A 21,868-nucleotide genomic window follows, 5' to 3' on the forward strand; every position below is an offset into this window, starting at 1 on the left:
GGATTTCCTCTCAGAGCACTTTGGACAGGAACGCGCGGGTGCGCGGCTGTTGCGGGTCGTCGAGCACCTGGCTCGGCGGGCCCTGTTCGACCACCACTCCGCCGTCGAGGAACACGACGGTGTCGGCGACCTCGCGGGCGAATCCGACCTCGTGCGTCACCACGACCATCGTGGTGCCGCTGCGGGCCAGGTCTTTGATCACGTCGAGCACCTCGCCGACCAGTTCGGGGTCCAGCGCGGAGGTCGGCTCGTCGAACAGCAGGACCTTCGGCTCCAGCGCCAGCGCGCGGGCGATGGCGACCCGCTGCTGCTGACCGCCGGACAGGTGGCGCGGGTAGGCGTCCTCCTTGTCCGCCAGGCCGACCCGGGCGAGCAGGGCCCGGGCCCTGGTCCGGACCTCGGCGACCGGGCGGCGTTGCGCGGACACCGGGGCCTCGGCCACGTTCTCCAGCACGGTCAGGTGCGGGAACAGGTTGAAGTTCTGGAAGACGAACCCGATGTGCGTGCGCTGCTTGAGGATCTCCCGCTCGCGCAGCTCGTGGAGCTTGTCGCCGACCCGCCGGTAGCCGACCAGGTCGCCGTCGATGCTCACGTAGCCCCGGTCCACCTTCTCCAGGTGGTTGATGGTGCGCAGCAACGTCGACTTGCCCGAGCCGGAGGGCCCGAGCACCACCACGACCTCGCCGGCCCGGACCTCCAGGTCGACGCCGCGCAGCACCTCGTTGGTCCCGAAGCTCTTGTGGATACCGCGCAGGTCCACCATCACCTCGCCCACTTCCAACCCCCCTTGTCGCGCGTCGCGCCCTTGGCGTAGCGCTTCTCCACGTAGTGCTGGACGACCGACAGGAGGGTGGTCAGCACGATGTACCAGACGGTCGCCACCATGAGCAGCGCGACGACCCGCGCGTTGCGCCCGTAGACCACCTGCACCTGGTAGAACAGCTCGCCGATGGCCACCACGGACACGATCGACGTGCCCTTGAACAGGCTGATGACCTCGTTCGCGGCGTTGGGCAGGATGGACCGCATCGCCTGCGGCAGCACGATCTTGCGGAACTGGCGGGACTTCGGGATGCCGAGCGCCGCCGAGGCCTCCAGCTGGCCGTGGTCGACCGAGATGATGCCGGAGCGGACGATCTCCGCGGCGTAGGCCGCCTGGTGCAGGCCGAGGCCGAGCACGGCCGCGCCCATCGGGCTGATCAGGTCCTTGGTGTCGAAGCCGAAGAACGTGGGGCCGAACGGGATCCCCAGCTCCACCTCCTGGTAGAGGTAGGAGATGTTGAACCAGAACAGGATCTGCACGATCAGCGGGATGGACCGGAACGCCCAGATGTAGGTCCAGGACACGGCGGACAGGAACCTGCTGTGCGACAACCGCATCAGCGCGAGCACGATGCCCAGCGCGAACCCGATCGCGGTGCCGTAGGCGGTGAGTTCGAGGGTCACGCCGACCGCGTGCAGGATCGACTGCGCGGTGAAGTACTGGGCGAAGGTCGGCCAGTCCCAGCCGGGGTTGGTGACCAGGCCGTTGACGAACTGCGCCAGCAGCACGAGGACGACCACGACGCCGACCCACCGCCACGGGTGGCGGGCCGGCACCACTTTGAGCTTCGAGAGGTCGTCGTCGGGGGCGCGCAGGCGTGGTTGTGCGGACACGCTCATGGTGGGGTCCTTCGGCAGAGCCCGCCGAGCACGACGGCCCCCGGTCGTGGGCCGGGTGCCGCGCGGCGGGTGCGGTGGCGAGCGGGGAGGCGGGGAGGGCGTGCGTCCGATCAGCCTCGGGGACAGATCGCGCTGGAAACCCGGCCGTAGTCGACGTGCCTACGGGAGCAGAGGACGGTCATCGCGCTCTCCCCTTCCAGGCTTGTGTTGACGGTTCGTTGCACGGAGCCGTTTTCACACGACTGGCGGCAAAGTAGCCACTTCGCCGGCACCCGAACAAGAGTGCCCACCTGCTGAAACCACTATCCGTTGCCAGTTGACAAGGGCCCGCACCACCCGAATCGACCAACGATTGTTGTGAACGGGGGATGACTGCGCCCGGTATTCCGCTTGCGTCGACGTCATGTCGGACCCGGACAATTATTCCTCTTACTACGACATTTCCGGCCGGGTCCGCCATTCACCCATTCGGGGATCCGGAGGCGGCCGGCCCGGACGACGGGCGGCCCGGCGGCACCGGGCGCGGAGCGGCGGTTTCGGACGAAACCGGCTTTTCAGGCGTGGTGGCAGCGGCAGCGGCGGTCGGACCGCCCCCGGTGTCCGACCCGGCAGAGTTGCCGGCAGAATCGCGCCGGAGAGTGCTCGACCGGTTACAGATCGACAACAGCCCGGTGTCGCCCGAGTCGGCGACCTGGCCTTTTGGTCGGGCGCGTTTCCCTCGTCCGGATAGTGTGACGATCTCTCGCAACCCGCACCCCAGGAGTACCACAATGCAGCTCGCACGGACCGTCGGCGCGGTTCTCGGCGTCACGGCGGCCATCGTGTCCACCGGCCTGTTCTCCGTCGTCCCCGCGTCGGCGCACACCCCCACGGTGTGGGCGAAGTGCGTGGACGAGAAGGCCGTGCTGCACGTCGACCTGAAGGCGTACAACACCAAGAAGGGCGACAACAAGGTCACCGTCAGCCTCGACGGCGAAGAACTGGAGTCGACCTCCTTCAAGGAGGAGTTCGCGAAGCAGTACGACGGCGGCGACGCCACCACCGCGCACTCTTTCAAGGTCGTCGTGAAAGCGTCGGACAACGAGAAGTACTCGTTCACCAAGGGCGACAACGGTGAACTCGACGTTCCGGCCTGTGTGGACAAGAAGGTCGAGACGACCACGCCGACCACCGTCGCGCCGCCGGCGGAGACGACGACCACCACCGCCCCGGTGACGACGACGGTGGCCACCAGCCCCGCCGCCCCGGCCACCACGACGGCCGTCGCGGTCGCCGAGGGCGGCCTGGCCAACACCGGCGCGAGCATCGCCATCCCGCTGGTGATCGGCCTGGTCCTGCTGGGCGGCGGGGTCGCCGTGCTGATCGTGCTGCGCCGCCGCGCCAAGGCCTAGGGCCGGCGCTCGGACCCCACGGCCCGGCCCGCTCGTCAGCGGACCGGGGCCGTGGCGCACCGGCAGCGTCGACGCGAACTTTCCTTGCAGCACAAGAAGATCGGTGTCGAACATCCCGCACGCGGCAGGTTCCGCGCAGGGCGCGGCGAGTGCGGGGGTCGGCTACCGCGCCGGGCGGTGAGGTGGGCACGGTTGCCGCTTGCGGCGCGTGGATGTCGCGGCGCACCAACACCGGCACCAATTTCGTCCACAGTGGACGCAACCCGGCCGGCCCCCGGAACGCCGCTGCCCGCGACCGGCGGACCGGGCGCGGGCAGGGCGGGCGATCGGGTCAGACGGTGGCGAGGGCGGGGTAGTCGGTGTAGCCGCGCTCGTCACCGCCGTAGAACGTGGCGCGGTCCGGGTCGTTGAACGGGCCGCCGGACGCCAGCCGCTCGGGCAGGTCCGGGTTGGCCAGGAACAGCGCGCCGAACGCCACCGCGTCGGCCGTGCCGTCGGCGACCAGGTCCAGCTCGGCCGGGCCGGTCACGCCGTCGGGGGTGAGCGGGTTGAGGATCAGCGCGGAGCGGGAACGCGCGCGCAGCTCGCGGGTGGACTCCCGGTCGCTCTCCAGGATGTGCAGGTACGCCAGGCCCACCGGGTCGAGCGCGTCGACCAGCGCCGGGTACAGCTCGCGGTGGTCGTGCTCGGCGATGTCGTTGTAGGTGTTGGCCGGGGAGATGCGCAGGCCCAGCCGGTGCGCGCCGATCGCCTCGGCGACCGCCGCCACGACCGCGACCGGGAACCGGAGGCGGCCCGCGATCGAACCGCCCCAGTCGTCGGTGCGCAGGTTGGTGTTGGGCGCGAGGAACTGGTGGATGAGGTAGCCGTTCGCGCCGTGCAGCTCCACGCCGTCGAAGCCGGCGGCCACGGCGTTGCGCGCGGCGGCGGCGAAGTCGGCCACGGTGGCCTCGATGTCGGCCGGGCTCAGCTCGACCGGCGTGACGTGGTCGAGCAGGGCGTCGCCGGTGAACACCTGGCCGGCCGCGCGCACCGGGGACGCGCCCACCGGGTGCAGGTCGCCCGCCAGCAGGCTGGGGTGGCCGATCCGGCCGGTGTGCATGAGCTGGGCGAAGATCCGGCCGCCGCGGGCGTGCACGGCGTCGGTGACGCCGCGCCACGCCTCGACCTGCGCGGCGGAGTGCAGGCCCGGGGTGTTCGGGTAGCCCTGGCCGACCGGGGACGGCTGGATGCCCTCGGTGACGATCAGCCCGGCGGACGCGCGCTGGGCGTAGTACTCGGCCATGGCCGGCGTCGGAGTCGTGCCGTAGGCGCGGCTGCGGGTCATCGGGGCCATCACGACGCGGTTGGCCAGGCGGGTGCCCGCGAGGTCCAGCGGGTCGAACGCGGTCGTCATCTCTCGTTCCTCCGGCAAGTCCGACGATTACCTGTTCGAACAGGCATATACCTGCTCGAACAGGCAAACCTCCGCCGATGTTCCCCTGGTGATCACGATCACGCCTGGTACGGCCGTACAATTGAGCCATGGCCGGCCAGGCGGCGAAACCGACGAGCGTGCCCGTGCCGACGACCGCGGCGTACGGGCCGATCAGCCACGCCATCTTCCGCATCGCCCGGCTGCACCGGATGCTCGCGGGCCGGCTGCTGCGCGAGGCCGGCCTGCATCCCGGCCAGGAGCTGGTGATGATGCACCTGTGGGACAGCGGACCGCAGCGGCAGGCCGACCTGGTCGACGTGCTGGACTCCGACTCGGCCACCATCACCCGCACCGTGCAGCGGCTGGAGCGGGCCGGGTTCGTGCGCCGCACGCCCGACCCGACCGACCGGCGCGCCACCCTGGTCGAGCCGACCGCCGCCAGCCAGGCGCTGCGCCTGCAGGTGTGCCGGATCTGGGCGGAGCTGGAGGAGGCCACGACCGGGGGCTGCCCGGACGCGGAGCGCGGCGACCTGCTGCGCACGCTGGAGATGCTGGAGTGCAACCTGGTCACCCGCACCGGCCGGCCCCCGCTGCCGCAGAGCTGAACCCGGTCCCGGACACCGGGTAGCCCTTCGTGACCGGCTTTCCCCCGATCGCCGTGCCGATGACCACCATCGGGGGAACGTGAGGTAGAACATGGCGGTGAAACGGTCGCTGTTCGCGGTACTCGCGCTGGTGCTGGCGGGGTGTGCGACGCCCGTCGCGGGCAAGCCGGTGGCCGGCCCGGTCACGGCCAAGGGCTCGTCGCCGGAAGTCGTCCGGTGGATGAACAACTTCTGCGGCGTCGCCAACTACATGGTCGCCTCCGGCGGCGTGCAGTTCGAGCAGCCGCCTGCCGACCCGGCGGCGGCCAAGAAGGCCATCGGCGACGCCCTGGGCCGGGTGGTGGACGTGCTCAACGTCGCCGTGCACGACCTCGACGAGCTGACCCCCGCCCCGGTCACCGCCGCCGACGCCGCGATCGAGGTGATCGTCGAGCCGCTGGGCAAGGCGCGGGACAAGTTCGTCTCCGCCAAGTCCACCGTGGACGCCGCCCCCGAGCTGACCACCGACGTGTTCTCGGCGGTGATGCAGAACATGACCGAAGCGGTGTCGGTGATGAACGAGGCCATCGAGAAGATGTCGGTGATCAAGCTGCCCGACGAGTTCACCGAGGCGGCCGGCCAGGCCGCGAACTGCAAGCGCAAGTAGCGCCCGCGGCCGGCGCACCGCACGTGCCGCCGCCGGGTGCCGACCTCCACCGCCGCGTGGTCCTCGACCGGCGGGAGGCCGGCTGGCACGCACCCCTCGGGGGTCGCCGACGGCACGTGGACCTCGACTCCCCGGTCCCCGCGGACCGGGCGCCCGGGCCCTCCCCGCCCGGGGTCGGGCACCTCCGCGTCCACCCCCGGCCACCTGCGGTTTCCGCAACACGGCGGAGTACGGACAAATCTGGGGGCACACCCCCCATGTGCGGGATCCCGATGAGTGACACGTTGTGCAGCGTGATCCCGTCCGCCGTAGACCGGCTCCCCGCCTCCTGGTGGCACAGCGGTGTGCGCGGCGGGTCCCACGAACTGGTCGCCCCACGAGGGCGGCCGGCATGGGCCGCGTTCGTGGAACGCGCCACCGCGACCGCGGCCCATGCACAATTCCCCGGCGGCGACTGGGACGAGGCGTTCGCGTTCGCGCTGCGCCCCCTGGTGCGCGCCGCGCGGTCGCGGGACCCCAGGCTCGACGACGACTTCGCGCACCGGCTCGGCCTGCGGCTGGCCCGGATGGCGGCCCGCGCCCTGGTCCTGGAGCTGAACCTGGAGCGGCTGGCGCACCGGCTGCCCGGTGACACCCCCCAGGAGCGGTTCCGGCACTTCGTGGAGCACCTGGACCTCGCCGAGCTGTTCACCAAGTACCCGGTGCTGGCCCGGCTGCTCGGCCAGGCGTGCCTGCACGCGGTGGCCGCGCAGCGCGAGCTGCTGGACCGGTTCGCCGCCGACCGCGACGCGATCGTGCGGACCCTGCTCGACGGCCGCGACCCCGGCGCGCCGGTGCGGGTCGAGACCGGCCGGGGCGACGCGCACCAGCGCGGCCGGTCGGTGGCCGTGCTGACCTTCGAGGACGGCCGGCGGGTGGTCTACAAGCCGCGCCCGGTGGCGCTGCACGCCCGGTTCGGCGAGTTGCTGGCGTGGTTCGACGGGCACACCCGGCTGGGGCTGCGGGTGCCGCGCGCGGTGGCCCGCGAGACGCACGGCTGGCTGGAGTTCGTGGACCACGCGCCGTGCGCGGACGTGACCGAGGTGGGCCGGTTCTACCACCGGCTGGGCGCGCTGATCGCCCTGCTGTACGCGGTGGACGGCACCGACATGCACTACGAGAACCTGATCGCGGCGGGCGACCAGCCGGTGCTGGTGGACGTGGAGACGCTGTTCCACCCCACGGTCGGCATCCCGGCCGACCCGGCGGTGCGGGCGCTGGCCCGGTCGGTGCACCGCACGGCCGTGCTGCCCAGGGTGCTGCTCGGCGAGCACGGCGCGCTGGACATCGGCGGCGTGGGCGGCGACCACGGCGAGGCGTTCCCGGCCGACGGCGTGGCCTGGCTCAACCCCGGCACCGACCGGATGCGGCTGGTCCGCAGGCCGGCGCCGCTGCCGCCGGCGCGCAACCGGCCGTCCGTGGCGGGTGTGGAGGCCGAGCCCGCCGACTACCAGGGCGCGCTGCTGGCCGGGTTCCGCACCGGCTACGACGCGCTCTACGACCACCGCGACGAACTGCTCGGCACCGGCGGGGCGCCCGGGCCCGACGGGCTGCTGGCCGGGTTCGCCGACCTGCCGGTGCGGTTCGTGCCGAGGATGACCCAGCTCTACGCGACCCTGCTGGACGAGTCGACGCACCCGGACGCGCTGCGCGGCGCGCCGGACCGCGACCTCGCGCTGGACGTGCTGTGGGACGAGTCGGCCGAGGACGCGCTGCGCGCGCTGGTGCCGCACGAGCTGACCGACCTGTGGGCGGGCGACGTGCCGCTGTTCACCACCCGGCCGGGCACCCGGGACGTGTGGTCGGCGGGCGGCGAGCGGCTGCCGGACCTGCTGCCGGTGTCCGGTCTGGAAGCCGTGGCGCGCAAGGTCGCCGCGCTGGACGAGGTGGACCGGCACGACCAGCAGTGGCTGATCAGCGCCGCGCTGGCGAGCCGGCCCCGGCCGGTGGAGCACCGCTCGGGCGCGGGCGTGCCCGCTCCGCTGGAGGCGGGCGTCCCGGACCCGCAGCGGCTGCTGGTGGCCGCGTGCGGGATCGCCGACGAGGTGCTGGCGCGGGCCACCGCGGACGGCGGCCGGGTCAACTGGGTGGGCCTGGAGCTGGTGGACGACCGGCACTGGGCGGTGTCCGCGATGGGCGCGGGCCTGTCCAACGGCTACACCGGGGTGGCGCTGTTCCTGGCGCAGCTGGGCGCGCTGACCGGGGCGGGCCGCTACACGGCGTTCGCCCGGGACGCGATCGCGCCGGTGCCGGGGCTGCTGCGGTCGTTCGCGGCGGACACCGAACTCGCGGTGGCGGTCGGCAGCGGCGCGTTCCACGGCCTGGGCGGGATCTGCTACGCGCTGGCCCGGCTGGCGAACCTGCTCGGCGACGACGAGATCTCCGGCTGGCTGGCCGAGGCGGTCGCGGTCGCCGAGGCGGTCGAGGCGGTCGGCGAGGACCCGGCGAACATCGTGGAGGGCTGGGCGGGCGGCTTGGCCGCGATGCTGGCCGTGCACGCCGAGACCGGGCTGCCCGCCGCCGAGCGGCTGGCCCGCCGCTACGCCGCCCGGCTGATCGCGGCCAACCCCGGCGGCGACGGCTTCGCGCGCGGCCGGGCGGGCATCGGCTGGGCCATGCTGCGCTACGCGCGGCACGCCCGCGACCAGCGGCACGGCGTGGCGGGCCGGGCCAACCTGCGGGCGGACCACGCGCTGCGGCAACGACTCCTGGACGTCGGCGAGGCCGACCACAGCTGGTGCTCCGGCCTGTCCGGCGCGGTCCTGGCGCACGCCGCGCACCCCGACCAGCCGGTCGACACCTACACCCTGCACCTCGACCGCTGCCTGAACGCGCTGGCCGTGCACGAGCCGCTGCGCGACCTGAGCCTGTGCCACGGTGAACTCGGTGTGCTGGAATCGCTGGCGGTGCTGGCCGAACGGGGGCACGATCTGGCCACCGCCATGCTGACCCGGCGCGCCGGGCTCGTGCTGGGCGCGCTGGACCAGTACGGGGCGCACTGCGGAACGCCGGGCGGTGTGCCGTCGGCCGGTCTGCTCACCGGTCTGTCCGGGATCGGGTACGGGCTGCTCCGCCTCGGTTTCCCCGAGCGGGCACCGTCCGTGCTCCTGCTCGAAACCCCTGCCAATCCCTACCCTCGCAAGGAGAACCCCCGATGAGCAACGCCAACCGCGACGAGGTCGCCACCTGGGACGACGACCAGGACGGCGACCACCCCGCCGGGGAGATGGCGCTGTCCCGCAAGTCCAAGACCGGCGCGCGGGCCCGCGCGCTGGCCGGTCTCACCCTCGCCGTCGGCGCGTACGTCGTGGTCGCCGCCGGCATGGCCGACAGCACCTCGGTGAGCGCGCCGGTCATCCACTGACCGCCGACGACCGCCGAGGCGCCGGGTCGCGGCGCCCGTCCCGGGAACCCGGACCGCGAACGGCCGGACTGCCCGCCCACACTGGGGGTGCGGGCAGTCCGGCGCGGGCTTGACTAAGGTCGGCCCATGCAGACCCGCGCGCCGGTCGTGGTCGGCCGCGACGACGAACTCCGGGTGTTGGCCCGAGCCCTGACCGACGCGGCCGCCTGTCGCGGGCGCGCCGTCTTCCTGGTCGGCGAGGCCGGGATCGGCAAGACCCGACTGGCCCGGGTGACCGCCGGCGCCGCGTTCGACCGCGGCATGCGGGTGCTGCGCGGCCGGGGCTCGACCATCGGCCCGATGGTGCCGTTCCGCCCGCTGGCCGAGGCCCTGATGTCGCTGCTGCGCGGCGGCGACGGCCCGGACCTGCGCGAACTCGGCCCCTACCAGCCGGTGCTGGGCAGGCTGGTGCCCGAGTGGGGCGGTGAACCGCAGGCGGGCCACTCGATCGTCGTGCTCGCCGAGGCGGTGCTGCGGCTGCTGGCCGTGGTCGGCCGGACCCGGCCGTGCCTGCTGGTGCTGGAGGACCTGCACGACTCGGACGCCGAGACGCTCGCGGTCATCGACTACCTGGTGGACAACCTCGACCAGGTGCCGGCCGCGCTGCTGGTGACCGCGCGCGCCGATCCCGGCCCCACGCTGGACGTGGTGCGGCTGGCCGCGCAGCGCGACGCCGGGTCGCTGCTGGAACTGCGCCGGCTGGACGAGGCCCAGGTGCGCCGGATGGTCGCGTCCTGCCTGGAGGTGGACGAGGCCGAGGTGCCCGACGCGGTGGCCGAGCGGCTGTGGTCGGACAGCGCGGGCAACCCGTTCGTGGTCGAGGAGATGCTGCACGGCCTGGTCAGCGGCGGCCTGCTGGTGCGCGGGCCGGGCGGCTGGCAGGTGCTGGGCGAGCTGCGGATCAACGTGCCGACCGCGCTGGTCCGCTCGATCGCGCACCGCACCGACCGGCTGGGGCCGCAGGGCCGGGAGCTGCTGTCCGTGGCGGCCGTGCTGGGGCACCGGTTCCCGCTGTCCGTGCTGCGCGCGGTGACCGGCATGGACGACCACAGCCTGCTCACCCACCTGCACGCGGGCGTCGCGGCGCAGCTGGTCACGCCGGACGAGCCGGTGCCCGACTGGTACGCCTTCCGGCACCCGCTGACCGCCGAGGCGCTGCTCGCGCAGCTCACCCCGACGCACCGGGCGGACGTCTCGCGGCGCACCGCGGACGCGATCCTCGAACTGCACCCCGAGCTGCCCGGCGAGTGGTGCCCGCTGGTGGCGTCGCTGCGGCTGGACGCGGGCCAGACCGCCGAGGCGGGCGCGCTGCTCGCCGAGGCCGGGCGGCGGGCGCTGGCCGACGGCGCGGCGGGCTCCGCGGTGCGCCTGCTCGACCACGCGCACCGGCTGCCGCTGAGCCGCGTGGACGTGGGGCTGCGCGCGGACGTGCTGGCCGCGCTGCTGCCCGCGCTGGGCGAGGCGGGCCAGTTCGAGCGGGCGTTCGCGCTGCAGGACTCGGTGGCCGAGCTGAGCGCCGCCGGGCTGGACCGGGTGCGCCGCGCCGAGCTGCACACCGGCCTGGCGAAGGTGGCGTGGCTGGCGGGCCGGGAGGAGGACGGCATGGCGCAGGTGGAGGCGGCGCGGTCGCTGCTCGGCCCGGACGCCGACGACGCGCACGCGGCCCGGCTCGACTCGGTGGCCGCGTTCCTGACCCTGGACGCGCGGCGGCCCGACCGGATCGCCTCCGCCGAGCTGCTGGCCCGCCGGGCGGCCGAGGCGTCCCGCCGGGCGGCGCTGCCCGAGGTGGGCTGCGAGGCGTGGCAGCTGCTCGGCATCCTGGCCCGGGAGCGCGACCTGGGCGAGGCCACCGACCACTTCACCCGGGCCCGCCGGCTCGCCGAGGAGCACCGGCTGCCGATCCAGCGGATCTACGCCGTGGTGCGGCTGGCCGGGCTGGACTGGCTGGCCGACGGCTCGTCGGCGGAGCTGGTCGAGGCGCGCGAGGAGGCGCTGCGGGTCGGCGCGATCACGGTGGCCTACAACGTGGACGCGATCCTCGGGCTGGACCTGGTGCTGCGCGGCCAGTACCAGGCGGCGGGCGAGCAGCTGGCCCGGTGCGGCGCCGGAACCCGGCGGCTGCAGCTGAAGTCGATGACGCTGTACGTGCTGATGGCCCAGGCGACCGCCGCCGCGCACCAGGGCCGGAGGTCCGAAGTGGACAGTGCGCTCGCGGAGTTCCACGAGCTGGGCGGGATCGGCTCGCAGGAGCGCCCGCTGTGCTTCGGGCTGGCGCGGGCGTTCTGCGCGCTGATGGAGGAGGACCGCGACCTCGCCGCGCAGGACGTGGCGCGGGCGATGGCGTACGAGGCGGAGACGCCCACCACGTTCCACCTGTCCGGCACGCACGGGCTGCGGCTGCTGCTCGGCGTGCTGGCGGGCTCGGTGGACGACGCGGCGTACCGGGAGATCACCCGCTCGGCGGCGGCCGGGATGCGGTGGAACCGGGTGTTCGGGCAGTTCGCGCTGGCCGTGCTGCACGGCCGGGAGGGGCGCGAGGCCGAGGCGGCGGCGGCCGTGCGCGCGGCCCGGGACGCGGCGTCGATCTACCCGCTGGCCCGCCACCTCGGGCTGCGCCTGGTGGCGGAGGCCGCGGTCGCGGACGGCTGGGGCGAGCCGGTGACGTGGCTGCGCGGCGCGGAGGAGTACTTCCACCAGGCCGGCGGCACGGCGGTGGCCAGCGCCTGCCGGGGGCTGCTGCGCCAGCTCGGCGCGTCGGTGCCGCAGCGCCGGACGGGCTCGGACCAGGTGCCGCGCGAGCTGCGGGCGCTGGGCGTGACCGTGCGGGAGTTCGAAGTGTTCCGGCTGCTCGCGGGGCGGCTGGGGAACAAGGCGATCGCGACCCGGCTGCACATCTCGCCGCGCACCGTGGAGAAACACGTGGCCAGCCTGATCACCAAGACCGCGCAGCCGGACCGGGAGTCGCTCAGCGCCTTCGCCGCCGACCTCGGACCCTCCGACCGGCCCTAGCCGCGACGCCCGCCGGGGCGCTAGGAACTCCCCCGTGAGGATCCTCTTGGCACTGGTGCTGATGGTGGTCGTGGGCGGTGTCGTCGGCGTCGGCGGCGTCGCCCAGGCGTCCGAGGAGTCGTACCGCGACCCCGACGTGACGCGAGGTCCGTGCGCGTACACCAAGACCCCGGACGACCCGGCGGCCCGGCCGGTGAAGCTGCCGCCGGACCCCCGGCGCACGCCGGACCGGGGCAGGGTCGAGGTGCTGCTGAAGACCAACCAGGGCGACATCCCCCTGGTGCTGGACCGCGCGCAGGCCCCGTGCACCGTCCAGAGCTTCCTGCACCTGGTGGACAAGAAGTTCTACGACGCCACCACGTGCCACCGGTTGACCGCGTACCCGACGCTCAAGGTGCTGCAGTGCGGCGACCCGACCGGGACCGGCGAGCGCGGCCCCGGCTACAAGTACAAGGACGAGCTGCCCACCACGCTGCCGCCCGCGCCGAACGACCCGACCGGCGAGCGGCGGATCTACCCGCGCGGCACGCTGGCGATGGCCAACGCGGGCCCGGACACCAACGGCAGCCAGTTCTTCCTGGTGACCTCGGACAGCACGCTGCGGCCGAACTACACGGTCTTCGGCAAGATCAAGCCGGAGGGCCTGCGCACCCTGGACAAGGTCGCGGCGGCGGGCATCAAGCCCACCCCGGACAACCCGGCCCCGGTCGACGGCAGCCCGGCCAAGCCCGTGGACATCAAGCGCGCCAAGAAGGACTGCTGACGGCGGCGGGCGTCGCGCCCGCGCGCGACGCCCGCCGGCGTCCGGCCGGACGGCGCGGCCGCGTCACGAGGTGGGCGCGACGACCCTGAGGTCGGAGTTCCACCCGGTGAACCGGTGCTCGGTGCGCTGGAAGACGGTGTCCTCCAACGTCTTGAGCGTCTCCTCCACCCGCACCGGCAGGCCGCCGGGGCCGACCCAGAGCACCGCCGTGGCGGTGAACCCGGACTCGTAGGCGGCCAGCAGCTGGGACCGGTGGGTCACGTCGGAGGTCTGCTCGGCCTGCAACCGCAGGTCGACCAGCATGGTGTAGCGGTGGGTCGGCACGCCGGCCAACTCCTCGTCGCCGGTCTCCACGACCAGCGAGCCGCGCAGCGCGGCGACCACCGAGCGCGGGTCCACCTCGTCCGCGACGCCGTCCACGGTCACGCCGGACTTCACGCCCGCCCGGTCGGTGCGCCCGAGCCGCGTCCACGAGCCGCCGCCGGCGCGCAGGTACCCGGCGTCGGCGAGCACCACGACCTCCACGTTGTCCTCGCGCAGGGTGACCAGCCGGGCGTCGGGGGACCGGACCAGCCCGCCCTCGGTGCGCACCCGGCGGCCGGACAGCGACGTCTCGGTGTCGAACCGCACCGAGTACTGCCCCTCCACCCGCGAGACCACCGCCGTGACCAGCGTCGCCGCGTCGCGCGCCACCGGGTCCAGGGTCGGTGCCGGCAGCGCTGTCCGGGCCGCGCACCCCGCCGCCAGCACGACGGACAGCAGCAACGGCACCACGGACCTGCGCATGATTTTTCCCCCACGAAGCGGTGAACGGCGACCATCCTCGCGCACCCGCGCGGGGCGAGGGGTACGAACCCGCAAACTACCTGGGCTACCGTTCGGCGTATGCCCCACGTGCTTTCGGTGAACATCGGCGCGCGCGCCGACTTCGAGCCCGCCGTGATCGGCCACACCGGTCACCACAAGCGCCCGGTGACCGGCCCGGTGCTGGTCAGCGCACCGGACGGCCCAGGCAGCGGCCTGGCCGGCGACCACATCTCCGACGGGCGCAGCCACGGCGGTCCGGACCAGGCGGTCTACGCCTACGCCCGCGAGGACCTCGACGCGTGGGGCGCGGAACTCGGCCGCGACCTCGCGCCCGGGATGTTCGGCGAGAACCTGACGACGGTGGGCCTCGACCCGACCAACGCGCTGGTGGGCGAGCGCTGGCGGGTCGGCGGCGCGCTGCTCCAGGTGACCGACCCGCGCATCCCGTGCCGCACGTTCGCGGGCGTGATGGAGGCGCAGGGCTGGGTGCGGACGTTCACGGAGCGCGCGTTGTGCGGCGCGTACTTCCGGGTGCTGGAGCCGGGCCCGGTCGCGGCCGGCGACGAGGTCGTGCCGGTCCACCGGCCGGACCACGACGTGACGGTCCGGACGGTGTTCCGGGCGCTGACGCTGGAACCGGACCTGATCCCCCGGCTGCTCGCGGCCGAGGCGCACCTGACCGACAAGACCCGCGAGAAGGTGCGCCGCCGGACCAGCGCCTCGGCCTGACCCGACGTGACCGCCCACTCCGGCAGGCCGGGGTGGGCGGTCACGTCCGGCTCAGCCCAGCGCGGACAGCTTCTCGAACTCCTCGTCGGTCAGCTCGATCGAGCGGGCCGCCGTGTTCTCCTCCAGGTGCGCGACCGACGACGTGCCGGGGATCGGCAGCACGACGGGCGAGCGGCGCAGCAGCCAGGCCAGCGCGAGCTGCGCGGGCGTGGCCCCGTGGTCCTTGGCGGCGGTGTCCAGCACGCCGCCGGGGCGGGCCAGCTCGCCGGTGGCGACCGGGAACCACGGGATGAACGCGATGCCGTGCTCGGTTGCGTAGTCCAGGACGGCCTCGTGCCGCCGGTTCGCCAGGTTGTACAGGTTCTGCACGCTGACGATGGGCACGATCTCCCGCGCCGCCTCGATCTGGTCGACGTCCACTTCGGACAGTCCGATGTGCCGGATCTTGCCCTCGTCGCGGAGCTTCTTCAGCTCGCCGACCTGGTCCGCCAGCGGCACCTCGGGGTCGATCCGGTGCAGCTGGAACAGGTCGATCCGCTCGACGCCCAGCCGGCGCAGGCTGGTCTCCAGGGCCTGCCGCAGGTAGACCGGCTTGCCCAGGGTGTGCCACTGGTCGGGCCCGGTGCGCACCAGGCCCGCCTTGGTCGCGACGACCAGGCCGTCGGCGTAGGGGTGCAGCGCCTCCCGGATGAGGTCCTCGTTGACGTGCGGGCCGTACGAGTCGGCCGTGTCGATGAAGTCGATCCCCAGCTCGACCGCCCGCCGCAGCACGGCGTGCGCGTTGTCCCGGTCGGCCGGGGGTCCCCAGATGCCCTGGCCGGTCAGCCGCATCGCGCCGTAGCCGAGCCGGTTGACGGTCAGGTCTCCACCCAGCGAAAAGGTCTCGGACACCTCAGGTGCTCCTCTGTCGGTAGACGGACGTCCCCCCACCCGCGCCAACCGCGCGCGGTGCCCGGGTTGTTCCCGGTTCACGGGGACGATTTCGGTGCGGGCCGGTCCCGGGTGCCCGGCCGCGCGGTCAGCTCCGGCGGGTCTTGGCGACCAGGGTCAGCACGTCGTACTTGGCGACCGACTCGCCCTTCTGGTTCACCAGGTCGGCGTCCCAGCGCACCTCGCCGTAGTCCTGGTCCTCGCGCGGGGTGATCTGCTTGGCGGTCAGCGTCACGGTGAGTTCGTCGCCGGGGAAGGTGGGCGTGAGGAACCGCAGGTTGTCCAGCCCGTAGTTGGCCAGCACCGGGCCGGGCTCGGGCGAGACGAACAGACCGGCGGCGAACGACACGACCAGGTAGCCGTGCGCGACCCGGCCGCCGAAGAACGGGTTGGCCGCGGCGGCTTCCTCGTCCATGTGCGCGTAGAAGGTGTCGCCGGTGAAGGACGCGAAGTGCTCGACGTCGGCGAGCGTCACCACCCGGGGGCCGGCCACCACGCAGTCGCCGATCTTCAGCTCCGCCAACGACTTGCGGAACGGGTGCTCGGCGGACTCGGCCCGCTCGGCGCCGGCCGTCCACTGCCCGGTGACCGCGGTCAGCACCCGCGGGCTGCCCTGCACGGCGGTGCGCTGGAGGTGGTGCAGCACGCCCCGGATGCCGCCCATCTCCTCGCCGCCGCCCGCGCGGCCCGGCCCGCCGTGCACCAGGGCGGGCAGCGGCGAGCCGTGGCCGGTGGACTCCTGGGCGTCGTCGCGGTCGAGCACCAGCAGCCGGCCGTGCCAGGGGGCCACCCCGAGCACGACCTCGCGGACGAACGCCGTGTCGTGGCTCACCACGGACCCGACCAGGCTGCCCGCTCCCCGGGCGGCCAGTTCCACCGCGTGGGCGGCCCCGGTGTAGGGCAGCAGCGTGGCGACCGGGCCGAACGCCTCGACCTCGTGCGGCTGGGCGCGGTCCGGGTCGGCCTTGAGCAGCACCGGGGACAGGAACGCGCCACGCTCGGCGTCGGCGTCCACCACCTCGACGGCGTCCGGCGAGCCGTAGACCACCTCGCCGGCCTCCAGCAGCGCCTTGAGCGAGCGCCGCACCTCTTCCCGCTGCTCCAGCCCGGCCAGCGCGCCCATCCGCACCGACTCGTTCGCCGGGTTGCCGATCACGACCTTCGCCAGCCGGGCGCGGGCGGCCTCGGCGACGTCGTCGAGCAGCTCGGCGGGCACCAGCGCGCGGCGGATCGCGGTGCACTTCTGGCCGGCCTTGGTGGTCATCTCGCCGACCAGCTGCTTGACGTACAGGTCGAACTCGGGCGTGCCGGGGGTCGCGTCCGGGCCCAGGACCGAGCAGTTCAGCGAGTCCGCCTCGGCGTTGAACCGCACCGACGAGCCGATCACCGCCGGGTGGGTGCGCAGCAGCCGCGCGGTGGACGCCGAGCCGGTGAAGCCGACCAGGTCCTGCTCGGTGAGGTGGTCGAGCAGGTCGCCCGCGCCGCCCGAGACGAGCTGCACCGAGCCCTCCGGCAGCAGGCCGGAGGCGAGCACCAGCTCGACCAGCTTCTCGGTGAGGTAGGCGGTCTGTGAAGCGGGTTTGATCAGCGACGGGACGCCGGCCACGAACGCGGGCGCGAACTTCTCCAGCGGGCCCCAGACGGGGAAGTTGAAGGCGTTGATCTGCACCGCGACCCCGCGCAGCGGCGTGCCGATGTGCCGGCCGACGAACGTGCCGCCCCGGCTGAGCGGCTCCAGGGCGCCGTCGACGTACACGGTGTCGTTGGGCAGTTCGCGCTTGGCCTTGCTCGCGTAGGTGAACAGCACGCCGATGCCGCCGTCGACGTCGATCAGCGAGTCGGTCTTGGTCGCGCCGGAGCGGGCCGACAGCGCGTACAGCTCCTCGCGGTGTTCCCGCAGGTAGGAGGCCAGGGCCTTGAGCAGCGCGCCGCGCTGGTGGAAGGTCAGCTCGCGCAGCGCGGGGCCGCCGACCCGGCGGCCGTGGTCCAGCGCCGCCGCCATGTCCACGCCCGCGGACGAGATGCGGGCGATCTCCTCGCCGGTCACCGCGTCGTGCAGCGGCGCGCCCTCGGCGGACGACGTGTGCCAGCGACCGGAGACGTAGCTGCGCAGCATGGCCATCGGTGGTCGACCTCCTTGTCGGTGCCGGTGGGTGTCCCGGCTTACCGGACAGTAAAGCGCCCTTGCTTTCATCGTGGCTTGATTGAAGCCGATGTGACAACTCCGGGCCCGCCGACGGCCCGCCGGAGTGTCCACTTCGGACACTCGGGCGGGGCGCGGTCGCGGAGGGGTGGCGGAGGTGCCGACCGGACGTCGGGCGTTGGGGCATGATCCCGGTATGCACGAGCTGATCAGGTCCGAAGCCGCCGCCGCCGAGCGGGGCCGCGCGCTCACCGGGCCCGTCGTGGCGGCGCTGGTGTCCTCCGGCACGACCCGGCTGCTCGCCCCCGCCCGGTTCGGCGGCCGGGAGCTGGACCTGCCGTCCTGGCTGGTCGAGATCGAGGCGCTGGCCAGGGCGGACGGCTCGACCGGCTGGACCGCGATGACCACCGGGGCCACCTCGGCGCTGTCCTGGTACCTCGACCCGGCCGGCGCGGAGGAGGTGTTCGGCTCCCCCACCTCGGTGATCGCCGGCACCGCGGCGCCCGCGGGCAGCGCGGTCGCGGCGGCCGGCGGGTACCGGGTGACCGGCCGGTGGGGCTGGGGCAGCGCCGTGCCGCTGTGCGACTGGGTGGTGGGCGGCGCGCGCACCGACAGCGGGGCGACGTTCGCGATCTTCCGGCGCGACGAGGTGACCGTGCACGACACGTGGCACGCCGCCGGTCTGCGCGCGACCGCCTCGCACGAGTGGGAGGCGGCGGACGTGTTCGTGCCCGCGCGGCGCGCGGTGTGGCCGGCGTCCACCGAGGCCGACGGGCCGCTGGCGAGGTTCCCGTTCACCGCGTTCCTGGCGCTGGGCGTCGCGGCGGTGGGGCTGGGCATCGCGGCCCGCGCGGTCGAGGAGGTCGAGGTGCTGGCGGTGGCCAAGACCCCGCAGTACACGGCCGTGCCGCTGGCCGGGCAGACCGGCGCGCAGCTCGACCTGGCCACCGCCGAGGCCCGGCTGTCGGCCGCGCGGGCGTTCCTGCACGCCGAGGTCGCCGCGCGGTGGGCGGACGCGGTGGCGGCCGTCCCGGCGGGCGTCGGCGACCGCGCCCGGCTGCGCCTGGCGTGCTCGCACGCGGCGGCCGAGTCGGCGTCGGTGACCCGGCTGGCGTTCGACGTGGGCGGCGGCAGCTCGGTGTTCGAGAGTTCGGCGCTGCAACGCTGCCTGCGCGACGCGCACGTGGCCGCGCAACACGGCCTGGTGTCGCGGCGGCTGTTCGAGACCTACGCGAAGGTGCGGCTGGGCGTGGCGACCGACACCACCCGGCTGTGATCGGAATCCGGGCCCGCGCGGGGGCGTTGGACGGGGTGTGAAGCTCTCCGTCCTGGACCGGTCGCGCACCCGCGAAGGCAGCACGCACGCGCGGGCGTTGCGGGACACCGTGGAGTTCGCGCGGCAGGCCGAGGAGCTGGGCTACCACCGGTTCTGGGTCTCCGAGCACCACGGCGTGCCCGGCGTGGCGGGCTCCGCGCCGACCGTGCTGGCCGCGGCCGCCGCCGCGCGGACCTCGCGGATCCGGATCGGCACCGGGGGCGTGATGCTGCCCAACCACCGGCCGCTGGTGGTGGCCGAGCAGTTCGGCGTGCTGGAGTCGCTGTTCCCCGGCCGGATCGACATGGGCCTGGGCCGGTCGGTCGGCTTCACCGAGCCGGTCCGGCGGGCGCTCGGGCACGACCGGCGCGACGCGGCCGAGTTCGGCGTCCGCCTGGACGAGCTGCTGGCGTACTTCACCGGCGACGCCGCCGTCTCGGGCTACCCGGCGACCGGGCTGCACGTGCCGCCGTTCGTGCTGGCGACCGGCGCGGGCGCGGAGGTGGCGGCGTCGCACGGGCTGCCGCTGGTGATCGCCGCGATCCGCGGCGAGGAGGCGATGGTCGAGGCGATCGACGGCTACCGGACCCGGTTCCGGCCCTCCCGGTGGGCCGAGGAGCCCTACGTGGTCGTGTCGACGACCGTCGCGGTGGCCGGGACGAGCGAGGACGCGTGGCGGCTGCTGCTGCCCGAGGCGTGGGCGATGGCGCACTCGCGGACCCGGGGCGAGTTCCCCGCCCTGCGCGCGCCGGAGCAGGTGCGGTCGCTGACCATGACCGACCGGGAGCGCAGGTACTTCGAGGAGTCGCTGCGCGGGCACATCTCCGGCACCCCGTCCGAGGCGGTGAAGCGGCTCGACGACCTGGTCGGGCGGACCGGGGCGGACGAGGTGCTGCTCACCACCAGCACCTACGACCGGGCCGACCTGCTCACGTCCTACCGCCTGCTGGCCGAGGCGTACCACCTCGGACGCGCCTGAGCCGGGCCACCGGGACCCGGCTCAGGCGGACGCGTGGCCGCGATCAGCGGTCGCGCTGCTGCTCGGCCAGGAAGCGCTCGAACTCCGCGCCCAGCTCGTCCGCGCTGGGCAGCGGCTCGTCCTCGTTGACCAGCAGGTTCTCCGACGCCTCGGTGAACGCGTCGTACTGGCGCTCCAGCGCCTCCACGACCTGCGCCACCTCGTCCGACTCGGCGACCTGGCGGGCGATCTCGGCGTCCGTGCGGCGCGCGGACTCCTGCAACGCGCCGGCCGGCACGATCAGCCCGGTGGCCCGGGTCAGCGACTCCAGCATGCCCAGCGCGGCGGCCGGGTAGGAGCCCTGCGCCAGGTAGTGCGGCACGTAGGCGGCGAAGCCCATCGCGTCGTGCCCGGCCTCGCCCAGCCGCAGCTCGATGAGCGCGGCCAGGTTGCCCGGCACCTGCACGCGGCTGAACGGCGACTTCTCGGTGACCAGCTCGGGCCGCGTGGCGTGCGAGATGACCGAGAGCTTGCGGGTGTGCGGGACGCCCATCGGGATGCCGTGGAAGCTCACCGCGAGCCGCACGCCCCAGCGCTCCACCAGGATCCGCACCGCCGCCGCCACGGCCTCCCAGCGCCGGTCCGGCTCGGGGCCGGTCATCAGCAGGAAGGGCGTGCCGACCGAGTCGTGCAGCAGCCGCACGACCAGCTCGGGGGCGTCGTAGCCCTCCCAGCGGTCGGTGGCGTAGGTCATCGTCGGCCGTCGGGCGCGGTAGTCGATCAGGCCGTCCACGTCGAACCGGGCGACCACCCGGTGCTCGTGCGCCTCCAGCAGGTGGTCGACCACCGCGGACCCCGCCGCGCCCGCGTCCATGAAGCCGTCGAAGTGGTGCAGCAGCACCGCTCCGGTCAGGTCCGGGACGTCGGAGTCGACCTCGAACAGATCCTCCGGGTCCAGCGCCACCACGTGCCTCCTCAGCTAGTCCTCCACCACCACAACGCCGCACCGCCCCTGATCCATTCCCCGATCCCGCACCGGATCCGCGCCGGATCCACACCTCGACCTGGGCCATTCGGGTGAACAACGCGAATCGACCGGAGGGGACCTGGCCGAACGGACCCGGGCCCGGCGGCCGGGTCGGGCACCGTCGCCCCTGCCGCAGTCCCCCGGCCGCGGCCCGCGCACCGCCGCTCACGCCGCCCGGGGCGCCACGCGCGCCTTCCTCCTGCTCGTCCTCGTCGCGGCCGGCGTCCTGTGGACCGGCGCGCAGGACGAGACCAAGGAGGCCGACCTCGCCACGGCGCTGATCGGCGGGGTGCTCGTCGCGTCGGCGATCCTCGCCATCGAACGCCGGTCGGCGCAGCGCGACAGCCGCCGTGACGCGCTGAGCCGGATCGGCCCGACCTACGACCTCTCGGGCGCGCTGCTCGCCGGGGAGGACTCGCGGGAGACCACCTTCGGCACGAAGAACCTCACCGGTGCCCGGTTCCGCGGCGCGGACCTGCGCGCGGCGTCGTTCTGGAGCTGCAACATCGGCCAGGCCGACTTCGGCGAGGCCGACCTCGGCGGTGCGGCGCTGGTGGGCTGCCAGGGCGGCGGCGCGGTGTTCGACGGCGCGGACCTGCGCGGGGCGCGATTCGTCGGGCGGTACGCCGGGAGTCCCCTGTTCGGTGCGACGCTGACCAACGCGCTGCTCCACGGCGCGAACCCCACCGGGGCCTTCGCCAACGAGAAGACCCGGTGGCCGGCCGGGTTCGACCCGCGGCGGGCGGGGGTGACCGTCCTGGAGGGCGACCGCCGCGACGGCGGTCGGACGCCGGCGTGGACGGACCCCGGGTTCGAGGACGGCACGGCCACCGACCCCTCGACCTGGCCGCCCGGCGAGGCGCTCCACGACTTCACGGCACCGCCGAAACCGGTGGAACTCGCGCTCGTCGACGTCGTGGCGCAGTTGCGCCGGCTCGGCCGGCAGGTCCGCGCCGGGACCCGGCGGTGGGGTGATCGGACCGCTTGACCTCAAGCGAAGTCGAGGTCCTACGTTTTCCCCATG

The 21,868-nt window shown here is 74.1% G+C and carries 18 protein-coding genes; 11 read left to right on the forward strand and 7 right to left on the reverse strand.

Going from position 1 to position 21,868, the window contains the following annotated elements; translation table 11 throughout:
- Positions 1-10 precede the first annotated feature (10 nt).
- Complete coding sequence (locus tag AC0HI0_RS22815) at positions 11-763, reverse strand: amino acid ABC transporter ATP-binding protein (RefSeq protein ID WP_480934364.1); 753 nt, start codon at positions 761-763, stop codon at positions 11-13.
- Positions 763-1,662 carry an amino acid ABC transporter permease gene (locus AC0HI0_RS22820; protein ID WP_480925533.1) on the reverse strand — a complete coding sequence of 300 codons (900 nt, stop codon included), beginning with the start codon at positions 1,660-1,662 and terminating at the stop codon, positions 763-765. The genes AC0HI0_RS22815 and AC0HI0_RS22820 overlap by 1 nt, the downstream gene beginning before the upstream one ends.
- 770 nt (positions 1,663-2,432) lie before the next feature.
- On the opposite strand from AC0HI0_RS22820, the gene AC0HI0_RS22825 reads away from it, so the two are divergent.
- A complete protein-coding gene (locus AC0HI0_RS22825) occupies positions 2,433-3,053 on the forward strand; it encodes a hypothetical protein (protein WP_480925534.1) in 621 nt (206 codons plus the stop codon).
- A 331-nt stretch (positions 3,054-3,384) separates the two neighbouring features.
- Here the strand turns inward: AC0HI0_RS22825 and AC0HI0_RS22830 are convergent, their stop codons facing one another.
- Positions 3,385-4,449 carry an alkene reductase gene (locus tag AC0HI0_RS22830; RefSeq protein ID WP_480925535.1) on the reverse strand — a complete coding sequence of 355 codons (1,065 nt, stop codon included), beginning with the start codon at positions 4,447-4,449 and terminating at the stop codon, positions 3,385-3,387.
- 128 nt (positions 4,450-4,577) lie between these two features.
- Here AC0HI0_RS22830 and AC0HI0_RS22835 point away from each other — a divergent pair, with 128 nt between their 5' ends.
- The 6 genes from AC0HI0_RS22835 (at position 4,578) to AC0HI0_RS22860 (ending at position 12,935) form a co-directional block, all read left to right on the forward strand.
- Positions 4,578-5,075: a MarR family winged helix-turn-helix transcriptional regulator gene (locus AC0HI0_RS22835; protein ID WP_480925536.1), complete on the forward strand. Its 498-nt coding sequence runs from the start codon at positions 4,578-4,580 to the stop codon at positions 5,073-5,075.
- 91 nt (positions 5,076-5,166) lie between these two features.
- The gene (locus tag AC0HI0_RS22840; protein ID WP_480925537.1) at positions 5,167-5,721 is read left to right on the forward strand and encodes a hypothetical protein; all 555 of its coding nucleotides are present in this window, start codon (positions 5,167-5,169) and stop codon (positions 5,719-5,721) included.
- Between the two features lie 272 nt (positions 5,722-5,993).
- Positions 5,994-8,918, forward strand: coding sequence for a type 2 lanthipeptide synthetase LanM family protein (locus AC0HI0_RS22845; protein ID WP_480925538.1), 2,925 nt, complete (start codon positions 5,994-5,996; stop codon positions 8,916-8,918).
- Positions 8,915-9,124, forward strand: a complete 210-nt coding sequence (locus AC0HI0_RS22850) for a hypothetical protein (protein WP_480925539.1) — start codon at positions 8,915-8,917, stop codon at positions 9,122-9,124. The genes AC0HI0_RS22845 and AC0HI0_RS22850 overlap by 4 nt, the downstream gene beginning before the upstream one ends.
- Positions 9,125-9,250: 126 nt before the next feature.
- Positions 9,251-12,172, forward strand: coding sequence for a helix-turn-helix transcriptional regulator (locus AC0HI0_RS22855; RefSeq protein WP_480925540.1), 2,922 nt, complete (start codon positions 9,251-9,253; stop codon positions 12,170-12,172).
- Positions 12,173-12,233: 61 nt separating this feature from the next.
- Complete coding sequence (locus AC0HI0_RS22860) at positions 12,234-12,935, forward strand: peptidylprolyl isomerase (protein ID WP_480934365.1); 702 nt, start codon at positions 12,234-12,236, stop codon at positions 12,933-12,935.
- A gap of 63 nt (positions 12,936-12,998) precedes the next feature.
- Here the strand turns inward: AC0HI0_RS22860 and AC0HI0_RS22865 are convergent, their stop codons facing one another.
- The gene (locus tag AC0HI0_RS22865; protein WP_480925541.1) at positions 12,999-13,721 is read right to left on the reverse strand and encodes a hypothetical protein; all 723 of its coding nucleotides are present in this window, start codon (positions 13,719-13,721) and stop codon (positions 12,999-13,001) included.
- Between the two features lie 99 nt (positions 13,722-13,820).
- Between AC0HI0_RS22865 and AC0HI0_RS22870 the strand changes: the two genes are divergently transcribed.
- Positions 13,821-14,471 carry an MOSC domain-containing protein gene (locus AC0HI0_RS22870; protein WP_480925542.1) on the forward strand — a complete coding sequence of 217 codons (651 nt, stop codon included), beginning with the start codon at positions 13,821-13,823 and terminating at the stop codon, positions 14,469-14,471.
- Positions 14,472-14,522: 51 nt separating this feature from the next.
- On the opposite strand, the gene AC0HI0_RS22875 is transcribed toward AC0HI0_RS22870, so the two are convergent.
- Both AC0HI0_RS22875 and paaZ read right to left on the reverse strand, forming a co-directional pair.
- Positions 14,523-15,362 carry an aldo/keto reductase gene (locus AC0HI0_RS22875; protein WP_480925543.1) on the reverse strand — a complete coding sequence of 280 codons (840 nt, stop codon included), beginning with the start codon at positions 15,360-15,362 and terminating at the stop codon, positions 14,523-14,525.
- Between the two features lie 127 nt (positions 15,363-15,489).
- Positions 15,490-17,523 (reverse strand): phenylacetic acid degradation bifunctional protein PaaZ, encoded by a 2,034-nt coding sequence (gene paaZ / locus AC0HI0_RS22880; protein ID WP_480925544.1) that lies wholly within the window; start codon positions 17,521-17,523, stop codon positions 15,490-15,492.
- A gap of 217 nt (positions 17,524-17,740) precedes the next feature.
- Here paaZ and AC0HI0_RS22885 point away from each other — a divergent pair, with 217 nt between their 5' ends.
- Positions 17,741-18,820, forward strand: a complete 1,080-nt coding sequence (locus AC0HI0_RS22885) for an acyl-CoA dehydrogenase family protein (protein WP_480925545.1) — start codon at positions 17,741-17,743, stop codon at positions 18,818-18,820.
- A 37-nt stretch (positions 18,821-18,857) separates the two neighbouring features.
- Entirely contained in the window at positions 18,858-19,838 is a 981-nt protein-coding gene (locus tag AC0HI0_RS22890) for an LLM class flavin-dependent oxidoreductase (protein ID WP_480925546.1), read from the forward strand.
- A 43-nt stretch (positions 19,839-19,881) separates the two neighbouring features.
- On the opposite strand, the gene AC0HI0_RS22895 is transcribed toward AC0HI0_RS22890, so the two are convergent.
- Positions 19,882-20,781, reverse strand: a complete 900-nt coding sequence (locus AC0HI0_RS22895; RefSeq protein ID WP_480925547.1) for a proteasome assembly chaperone family protein — start codon at positions 20,779-20,781, stop codon at positions 19,882-19,884.
- Positions 20,782-21,133: 352 nt separating this feature from the next.
- On the opposite strand from AC0HI0_RS22895, the gene AC0HI0_RS22900 reads away from it, so the two are divergent.
- On the forward strand, positions 21,134-21,832 hold the full coding sequence (locus AC0HI0_RS22900) for a pentapeptide repeat-containing protein (protein ID WP_480925548.1): 699 nt from the start codon (positions 21,134-21,136) through the stop codon (positions 21,830-21,832).
- Positions 21,833-21,868 lie beyond the last annotated feature (36 nt).

The sequence above is a fragment of the Saccharothrix sp. NBAS 001 genome (assembly GCF_056640475.1).